The sequence below is a fragment of the Micromonospora sp. NPDC003776 genome, assembly GCF_053605645.1.
Window position 1 is genome coordinate 1 of record NZ_JBSGJR010000241.1, and the last position, 9,528, is coordinate 9,528.

General features: G+C 72.8%; 5 protein-coding genes. 1 reads left to right on the forward strand and 4 read right to left on the reverse strand.

All coding sequences use genetic code 11. From position 1 onward, the window contains the following. Window positions 1–56 precede the first annotated feature (56 nt). A complete protein-coding gene (locus ACWEVO_RS19800; protein ID WP_452308994.1) occupies window positions 57–1,292 on the forward strand; it encodes a lycopene cyclase family protein in 1,236 nt (411 codons plus the stop codon). A gap of 22 nt (window positions 1,293–1,314) precedes the next feature. Here the strand turns inward: ACWEVO_RS19800 and ACWEVO_RS19805 are convergent, their stop codons facing one another. The 4 genes from ACWEVO_RS19805 to ACWEVO_RS19820 form a co-directional block, all read right to left on the reverse strand. Then, window positions 1,315–4,152, reverse strand: coding sequence for a CBM96 family carbohydrate-binding protein (locus ACWEVO_RS19805; RefSeq protein WP_452308995.1), 2,838 nt, complete (start codon window positions 4,150–4,152; stop codon window positions 1,315–1,317). Between the two features lie 93 nt (window positions 4,153–4,245). After that, window positions 4,246–6,537 (reverse strand): hypothetical protein, encoded by a 2,292-nt coding sequence (locus ACWEVO_RS19810; protein ID WP_452308996.1) that lies wholly within the window; start codon window positions 6,535–6,537, stop codon window positions 4,246–4,248. Beyond that, window positions 6,528–7,901 carry an alkaline phosphatase family protein gene (locus tag ACWEVO_RS19815; protein WP_452308997.1) on the reverse strand — a complete coding sequence of 458 codons (1,374 nt, stop codon included), beginning with the start codon at window positions 7,899–7,901 and terminating at the stop codon, window positions 6,528–6,530. Before ACWEVO_RS19815 ends, ACWEVO_RS19810 begins: the two co-directional genes overlap by 10 nt. Continuing rightward, window positions 7,898–9,528, reverse strand: a 1,631-nt coding sequence (locus ACWEVO_RS19820) for a glycosyltransferase family 39 protein (RefSeq protein WP_452308998.1), incomplete at its 5' end; no start/stop codon positions are given. The genes ACWEVO_RS19815 and ACWEVO_RS19820, both read right to left, overlap by 4 nt.

The following is a 9,528-nucleotide window of genomic DNA, read 5'->3' on the forward strand; positions in this document are numbered from 1 at the left end:
GCGGCGGCCGGCGGGGTCCCGGCCGGTGCGGGGCGGGGGTGTGACAGCGTGGGCGGGTGGACGCATCCCCGGCCGACGTCGATCTCGCGCTGGTGGGCGGCGGCGGTGCCGCCTCCCTGGTCCTGGCCGCCCTGGACCGGCACGACCTGACCGGCCTGCGGGTCGCCGTGGTCGACCCGGTGCGCAAGCGGGGCCAGGACCGCACCTGGGCGTTCTGGGGGCCGCCGGGCACCGACCTCGACCCGCTTCTGAGCGCCAGCTGGTCGCGGGTCGACGTGGTCACGCCCGCGGGCCGCCGCGCGCTGTCGCTCACCCCCCTCCGGTACGCCATGCTCCGCTCCGCCCCGGTCTACGACCGGGCTGCCGCGGCCGAGCGGCGGCTGGGCGCGGTGCGGATCGGCGCCCCGGCCGGGGAGCTGCGCGACGACGGGCACCGGGTGACCGTGCCCGACCCGGAGGGGCGGCCGCTGGTCCGGGCCGGTTGGGTGCTCGACTCCCGCCCCCGCCCGCCTGCCCGGCCGGGGCGGACCAGCTGGCTGCAGCACTTCCGGGGCTGGTGGCTGGAGGCGGACCGGGCCACCTTCGACCCCGAACGCGCGGTGCTGATGGACTTCCGCACCCCGCAGCCGGCCCGGGGCGTCTCCTTCGGCTACGTGCTGCCGGTCAGCGACCGGTACGCCCTGGTCGAATACACCGAGTTCTCACCCGCCGTGCTGCCCGACGCGGCGTACGACGCGGCGCTGCGCGACTATGCGGGCCGGCTCGGCCTGGACCTGACCGCGCTGCGGGTGCGGGAGGTGGAGAACGGTGTCATCCCGATGACCGACGGCCCGTTCCCGCGCCGCCCGTCGGCCCGGGTGGTCCGGCTCGGCACCGCCGGCGGCGCCACCCGCCCCTCCACCGGGTTCACCTTCTCCGCGATGCTCCGCCAGGCCGACCAGGTGGCCCGCGCGCTGGCCGCCGGCCGGCCGCCGGTGCCGGCGCCTGCCTACCCGCACCGTCACCTGTGGATGGACGCGGTGGCGTTGCGCGCCCTGGACCGGGGACACGTCAGCGGGGTGGACTTCTTCGCGCGGCTCTTCGACCGCAACCCCGCCGAGCGGGTGCTGCGCTTCCTCGACGGGGCGACCTCGCCGGCCGAGGAGCTGGCGGTGATGCGGTCCAGCCCGCTGCTGCCGATGACCGGCGCGGTGCTCGGGGACGCGATGGACCGGGTGACCGCCCGGCTCCGGCCCGCCCCCGCCGCGGTGCCCGAGGCGGGGGCGCGGGCCCGGGACCAGGCGGGCTCCTAGCCGGCGGGGCCCTCCCGGCCGCTCATGAGGCCATGTCCAGCAGCAACAGCGGCGGCGTACCGGACTCGCGGCTGGCGTAGCTGCTCGACGAGGCGCCGCTGGAGGTCAACGCGACGGTGACCGTGCCGTTCCCGCTGACCAACGGAGTGATGTCGAGGGTGACCCAGGTGCCGCTCGTCGTTCGGCCGCTGGCGGCGATCGTCGTGCTGCCGATCACCGGGGCGTTGTTCCAGTTCATCGATGACTCCGACCAGGTGGAGTCGGCCACGGCGCGGACCACGAAACCGCTGGAGGAGCCGGCCGCCACCAGGATCCTCAGCCGGGCCCGCAGCACCGTGCCGGTCTGCCCGGTCACGGTGAACTTCAGATAGGCGTTCGTGGCCGGGTCGCCGTCGACCCGTACGACCGGAGTGCTTCCGTAACTGCTGGTCGGGCTGGACGCCTTGACGTAGGTGTCGGCCACCGTGCCGAAGGAGGTGGCCGAGGGCGTGGTGACCAGGGCCGGCGTGCTCGGGTCCGAGACGTTGCCCGCCGCGTCGAAGGCCGTGACCGCGTACGAGTAGGAGGTCTCCGACAGGGCGGTGCTGTCGGTGAAGGTCGCGCCGGTCGTCGTGGCGAGGACCGAGCCGTTGCGGTACACCCGGTATCCCGCGACGGCGGTGTCGTCCGTCGCGGGCGCCCATGACAGGCCGACCCGGTTCGGCCCCTCCGCGACGGCCTGCAGGTCGGCGGGCACGGTGGGTGGGCTGGCGTCGGCGGTGGTGACGGTCACCGGGTTGCTCGGAGCGGAGACGTTCCCCGCGGCGTCGGCCGCCGTCACCGTGTACGTGTGCGACGTGCGGGTGCTGGCGACCGTGTCGTCGACGAACGCCGTCCCGGACGAGACCGACGCCAGGACGTCGCCGTCGCGCAGGACCTGGTAGCGCACGACCCCGACGTTGTCGGTCGACGGGTCCCAGGCGAGGCTGACCGCCCCCGGTGTCACGCCGGTGACCCGCAGGTTCGGCGGGGCGGATGGGGTCAGCGTGTCCCGGGTGGCGGTGACCGGGCCGGCTTCCGCGCTGGCGTTCGCGGCCGCGTCCACCGCGCGTACGGTCCAGCGGTGCGACTCGTTCGCCGGCACCGTGCTGTCGGCGTAGGTCGTGGTCGTCACCGTCGCCACCGAGGCGCCGTCGCGGAGGACCTCGTACCCGGTGACGCCGACGTTGTCCGCCGACGGCGACCAGGTGAGCGTGACCGCGTCGGGGGAGGGCGTGGCCACGAGCCCGCCCGGCACGGTGGGCGGCGTGAGGTCCGGGCCGGGGACGGTCACGGTCGCCGGCGTGCTCCGCACCGACCGGTTCCCGGCGGCGTCGACGGCGTCGACGGCGTACTCGTAGCGGGTCGCGCCGGCGGCGGCGGGGTCCGCCCAGGAGGTCGCCGCGGCCGGCAGGTCGGCCACGGGAGCGCCGTCGCGGTACACCCGGTAGCCGGTCACGCCGTAGTTGTCGGTCGCCGCGGTCCAGGCCAGACTCACCGAGGGGGTCGGGTTCCCGGTCGCGGTCAGGCCGGCCGGTGCGCTCGGGGCGAGCCCGTCCGTGCCCTTGCAGGAGACGGTCGACGAGTCGACCAGGGTGCTGCTGGCGGCGCCGGCCGCGTAGTACTGAAGCTCGGCCCGGTTGCCGAAGAGTTCCATGCGCATCGCGCCGTAACTCTTGTTCGTCTTCACCACCCGCGGGTCGGCGGCGGTGAAGCCCTGGCTCGAGTGGCCCCCACCGCCCACCACGAGCTCGACGATGCCGTCGGCGGCGGGCGTACCGCCCGCCCCCAGGGGCGCCCAGCGCTGGTAGTTGTGGTCGTGCGCGGTGGCGAGCAGCGTGACCCCGTTCGCGGCCATGAGGTCCCACATGGGCTGCATCCGGGGCGCCGGATCCTCCGAGCCGACGCTGAACAGTGGGTGGTGCCAGAACACCATCGTGCAGGGGCTGCGGTTGGCGGCCAGGTCCGCGGCCAGCCACTCGTACTGTGGGGTGCCCGGCGCGACCCGGTTGTAGTTGCTGGTCGAGTCGATGGCGATGAAGTGCCAGCCGTTGGCGTCGTAGCTGTAGTAGTGCGGGATGTTGTCCCAGTAGCTGAAGTAGCCGTCGGCCACGTTGCCGGTGTACTCGTGGTTGCCGAGGACCGGGGTGGTGACCTCGCGCAGCCGCCCGTAGTAGGCCGTGGGGCCGCCGTACCAGTTCTTGAACTCGGTGAGCGTGCCCTCCTCGTACACGTCGCCCAGGTACAGGAACAGGTCCGGATTCCAGCCGACGATCGCGTTGGTCACGTTCTGGGCGTTGGTCTCCCCGCCGGCGCCGTCACCGACGGCGGCCACCACGAAGGGTTCCTGCGGACCGCGGGCGTGGATCGGCGGCACCGACCACTGCCGGGTGTTCGGCGGCGCGGTGGCGTTGCCGTTGGCGAAGGTGACGGCGATGACCACCTCCGGGGTGACGTACCCGTCGCGCATCTTCGCCGAGACGCCGATCGTGTGCGCGCCGTCGGCGAAGTCCGCCGAGGAGAGGGTGAACTGGTGCGGCGACTGGAAATCGGTGAGCAGGTACTGACCGTCGATGGACCACTCGGTCTTGGCCACGCCCGGGCTCGTGCCGACCGTCACGTTGACCGTCGCCGCCACGGCGGTGTCGCCAACCACGGTGCCCCCGGCCGGCGGCTGGGTGAGGCAGACCAGCACCGTGTAGCCGGCCGGCGCGGCCGACGTGTGGCAGGTCGGGGAGGCGCTCTCCGCGCGACCGCTCTCGACCAGGGTCAGCCCGGCGGCGACGACCACGGCGACGGCCGCCGCCGCGACCCGCGGTCGGGTCGTTCTGCCCAGCTTCATCGGTAGACCTCCAGCTTGTGTTTCCCCGGTTCGGATCGAGAAGCGGAGCAACCGGCGCGGCAACGCCACGCCCTCCCCAGGAGCGGAACAGCGTCAGCGGTCGGCGTCGCCATCCGCGTCCGTGCCGGTCAGTCGGCCGGGAGGAACACCGGCCGGGTGGCGACGTCGCCGCAGGAGGACTCCCAGCGGTAACGCCACGACCGCCGCGCCGGTGACGACGAGGGCGCCCCGGCCACTGAGCCCCCAGTGGTCGCCGTCGCCCGGGTCGCTGCTGTCCGCCGGTACGTTCACGTCGGCCCGCGCGCCGAGCAGGTCGGCGAGGACGTTGATGTCGAGCGAGCCGAAGCGCTCGCTCGGCTCGATGTGGGTGTTCTCGCTGAACTCGTTCCAGCTGATCACTCCGATCGCGTCCGGTTCGGACAGGCGCGCCGCGGCGAAGGAGGCGCGCAGGGTCGCCCCCTCCCGGCGGGGCACCTCCCGTTTGCCACCGACCAGCCGGGCGTCGAAGCCGGGTGCGACCGGGGCGATCCACAACCCGCCGCGCCGGTGCACCGCCCGGGACATGTCCGCCAACTTCCGCCCGCTGGCACCGGCCGTCGGGTCGACGGACGACCAGTAGTAGGCCTGGCCGTCCAGCACGCCCTGGCTCGCCTCCACGTCCGCGACGCTCTTGGCGTTGCCGAGCACCAGCAGCTTCCCGCGTACGCCGCCGACCGTGGCCCGGATCTGGTCCGCCGTGAACCGGTCGCTGCCGGTCCACACGACCACCGGCCGGCCGAAGATGTCGAAGACCGGGTCGGTGGCGTACCGGGTCGCGAAGTACGCCAGGTCGGTGCGGACGGTGTCGAAGGCCAGCGGCGTACGGGAGAAATCGAGCCCCTGGTACACGATGCCCAGGTGGAAGTGCTCCTCGCGGGCCACCTCGATGAGCTTGGCCAGGCGCTCGTCGAGCTGCGGTGTGTGCTTCCACGACACCAGGAATCCGGTGATGCCGGCGGACTTGGCCATCCGCACGTGCCGCCGCATGATCTCCACGTCATCGCTGGAGTACCGGCCGAGCAGCGGATAGTCGATCTTCGCGCGGTTCCAGGACGTCGGATTGAACCAGATGTAGTAGTAGGCGAGTATCGGGACGGGGGCGGCCGAGGGGTGCGGGGAGCCCTGCGGTCGGCCGGTGTCGGCGCGCGCTGCCTGCGGCGGCAGGAGCGCGCCGGTCACCGCGGCGAGCAGCACCAGCAGTGTCACCCCGGCCCCGAGCCGTTCCCGCCGCCGGTCCGCCGTGGCCGGTGCCGACGCCGGGGCGGCCGGCTCCCGTCGCGTCCGCGGCCGCCGGCGGTGCCTCGATCGGGGCGGCTTCCGGCCCCTGGCACGGGCCGCCCCGAGCTGGACGGCCCGGCGCAGCCGAGCGAGCAGGTGCGGACGCCCGAACAGCACCAGACCCACCGCGACGACCAGGACCGCGAGCGTCACCAGGGTCAGGTCGGCCACGCTGATCACGGTGAGCGTCACCTGCTGGTCCTTGCTGATACTGACCGGGCGCCCGAACGACACGCCACCGCCGAAGACCGTGATCGTGTACGTGCCGCGCGGCAGGTCGGGCACCACCGCCGTGCCGTCGTGGCCGAACGGTAGCCGCTGGACGGCGCCGTCGGCGCGGGTGAGTTGGATGCCGTCGCCGACCTGCCGGGTGAAGAACATGTCGGTCGCGGTGAACGACACCCGGAAGAAGAGCAGCTGCACCACCCAGGCCTGCTGCTCCCACGGCACGAACTTCTGTCCGGCGCGGTTGACCACGGAGGTGCCGTCGACCATCGCGCTGTCGACCACGTAGTAGAGCTGTTTGGACACCAGGCCCTGCGGGCCCTGCTGGGTACGGCTCTCGGCGACCCAGAGCGGCTGAGCCACCTGGGCACCCGTCAGGTCGTGGATCTCACCGGTGTTGCTGCGCAGCCGCATGGCGGTGACCCGGTCCGCCGGCACCGTGTCGCCGAACCGGTCGATGAAGCTCCACGACACCAGCCGGGTGGTTCTCATCCCCAGCTCCACGACCTTGCCGCGGCCGGCGGCGTCGACGTTGCCCCGGAACCGGTCGAAGACGACCTTGCGATCCGGACTGATCCGCGTCTCCGGCACGACGATCCGCTCGGCCAGGCCGGCGAAATTGCGAACCCGGACCGCGATCCGCCCCTTGGCGTCGGAGCGGGCCACCCGCCCGTCCACCTTGACCACCACGCCGGGCAGCGGCGGCACCGTCTGCAGGTGCAGGGTTCCCGCCCGGGCCGGCCCCGGCCGCGCGCTCGCGGCGCCCGGCAGCACGATCACCGTCAGCACGGCCGCGGCCAGCGACAGCAGGGCGGCCCGCACGATCCGCCGGGTCAGGTCCATCGCCGCCGCCGCAGCGTCGCGACGCCGACCAGCGCCGCCACCAGGCTGCCCGTGACGGCGTACGAGGCGTACACCGGCACCGGGTTCGGTCTGTGCACGACCGGTGGCGTGCGTTCGGTGCCGAGGAAGACCGCCGGCCGTGGTGGTCGGTCGAAGTCGAACGCGTCGAGGAACGTCTTCGCCTTGCGGTCCCGTTCGGCCAGGGGTTTCAGCCGCCAGTTGACCTCGATGAACTTCAGCACGGAGGTGAAGTCGAGGGTGGTGGAGTCGACATGGCCGCGTCGGGCGTACGGGCTGACCAGCAGGGCCGGCACCCGGAAGCCGTAGCCGTACTTGTCGACCTGCGGCGGTGGCACGTGGTCGTACCAGCCGCCCCAGTCGTCGTACGACCACAGGAAGGCCGACGAGTTCCAGTTCGGCGAGCGCATCAGCTGCGTCAGCAGCGTACGGACGAGGGTCTGGCCGGCCCGGACACTGCCCGGCGGATGTTCACTGTCGCCTGCCGGGGCGATGAACGAGACGGCGGGCAACTGGCCCTTGGCGGCGTCCTCGTAGTACTGGTCCAGATCGACGATCTTGCCGAACAGCCGGGGATCGTCGACGTAGCGCGCGTACGCCAGCAGCGGCACCCAGATCACCTGCGCCCCCCGGTCGACGTCCTCCTCGCTGGTGCGGGAGCGGAAGGTGATGGTCGGGTCGTAGTTCTCCACGTAGAACTTCCAGCTGATGCCGGCGGCCTCCAACCGGTCGAAGATGGTCGGGATGTCGCCCCAGCCGCCCGGCGGGATCGACTCCGCCGGCCCCGTGGCGCCCGGGCTGCCGGTCACCCGGAACATGTGGTTGCGGATGCTGCCGGAGTTGGAGGAGCTGAAGAAGCGGTCGAAGAGCACGTACTCGTCCGCGATGTTCCAGTAGTACGGCAGGTCGCGGTCGTCGTAGTAGGCCATCGCGAGCTTCCCGTTCTTGCCCTGCGTGCTCACCCCCTCGACGAAGCCGTCCATCCGGCCGTTGTTGTACTGCACCCGGAAGGCCTCGGCGGAGTGGTCGAGGTCGAGGCTGCCCAACTCGCCCAGGTGGAACGGCTTCACGCAGGGTTGGGCCCGGCCCCGGTGGACCGGCACGCAGGTGTCCGCTGGGATCCCGTCGACCCCGGGCCGGGTGCCGAAGTAGTTGTCGAAGGTGTGGTTCTCCTGCATCAGGAAGACGAAGTGGTCGATCGGCGTGGTGGGGCTCGGCGGGGCCGCCGTCCGGGATGCGGCGTGCGCGGCCGCGGCCGGGTCCGCGAGTGCCAGCAGGCCGGCGACCAGCAGCGCGCGCGCCACCAGGCGGCCGAGGCGGTGGCGCGGGGGAGTGGGGTTGGTCATGGACGCACCTCGTAAATGATGATCACCGGCACCGGGACGCGGGCCCCCGTGCGATCGGTCCCGTCGACGTACTCGGTGTGCACGACGCGGCCGTGGTAGCGGCGGATCAGGACCATCAGCCGCTCGGCGAAGAACGCCGAGCGCCCGGCGGAGAAGGAATCCCAGACGACGTACTGCAGGTCGTTGTTACGCAGCCAGCGGTCGGGGTTGGGCAGCGGCTCGTACGACGGGTTGCGCCGCAGCGGGTTCGGGCTGACCGAGAGCCCGTAGCTGCGCCGGTGGCCGTAGTACTGGATGATGTTCGCCATCGACGGGCCGAGGGTGAGCACCACCGACCCCTTCGGCGTGTTCGCGGCCAGCCACCGACCGGCCTCCCGGCCGCCCGGCACACCACCGGAGCCGGCGAGGAAGGTCGCGTTGTCGGCCCGGTTGACCGCGTTCCAGCTGGGGACGAGCAGGCTGAGCGTGACCACCGCGATCAGCGCGGCCCGCACGGCCCGGACCGGTCCGGCGTCGCCCGGCCGGCCGGCCCGCTGGAACAGCCGGCGGACGCGGTCCGGCACCGGCATCCCGGTCAGCGCCCGGGCGGCGAGCACCGCGACGGGCGCCGCCGCGGGCAGCAGGTACTGGAACCCCTTGACCGGCCACAGCTGGAAGAACACCACCGGTGCGGCGATCCACGACAGCAGCAGCGTCTCCCGCCAGGAGCGGTGCCGGCGCAGCCACCACAGGCCCCCGACGGCCGCGGCCACCACGAGCAGTCCCATCGCCGCCGGCACGGTTTCGGCGTAGAAGCCCATCGAGTGGTTGGGCCGCCGGAACAGTTGCCACACCAGATAGCTCTTGCCGGTCTGGGTGCGCCCGGCCAACGCCTGCGACACCGGGTGGGTCAGGAAGACCGCCAGCATCGCGACCACCGCGAGCAACGACATCCGTACCGGCCGGCGCACCATCGGCGTCAGCGCCAGGAAGGCGTAGACGCCACCGGCCAGGACGACGCTCGTCTCCTTCGTCAGCATCGTCACGCCCAGCATGGCCCCTGTCGCGACGTACCAGAGCAGCTGCTGGCCCTGGACGAACCGGACCAGGCAGTACAGCGTGAGCGTCGAGAACAGGACCATCGGCCCGTCGAGGAGGACCTGACGGGTGACGATCACGTGGTACGGCATGACCGCGACGAGCAGCGCCGCGACCAGCCCCACCCACCGGCCGTACAGCCGGGCGCCCAGCAGGTGGACGGCGAGTACCGTCGCCACGCCCAGGACCGCGACGACCACCCGCCCGGCCACGTCCACCTCGCCGGTGCGGAAGAACGGCGACAGGAGGGTCTGGAAGAGCATCGGATGGGCGCGGAACACCGGGAAGAACGGCGTGTAGTTGGGGTTTCCGGCGAGTGAGGCGGCCTGCCCGGCGTAGACGGCCTCGTCGCTGTTGAAGCCGAGGGCGTCCAACCGCCACACCCGCAGGAGAAACGCCAGCGCCGCGATGCCGACCAGGACGGCCGGCACCGACCACCGGCGCCACCCGCGTTCCCGGCCGGCGTCCCGGGGGTCCGAGGCCACCTCGGACGACGAACGGACGGGACGGAGTACGACCGTCGCGGCGCGACGGTCGTACTCCAGCCCCT

Excerpts from the sequence above, each read along its gene's own strand:
- ACWEVO_RS19810 (WP_452308996.1), bottom strand. The coding sequence starts at position 6,537 with ATGGACCTGACCCGGCGGATCGTGCGGGCCGCCCTGCTGTCGCTGGCC.
- ACWEVO_RS19815 (WP_452308997.1), bottom strand. The coding sequence starts at position 7,901 with ATGACCAACCCCACTCCCCCGCGCCACCGCCTCGGCCGCCTGGTGGCG.
- ACWEVO_RS19805 (WP_452308995.1), bottom strand. The coding sequence starts at position 4,152 with ATGAAGCTGGGCAGAACGACCCGACCGCGGGTCGCGGCGGCGGCCGTC.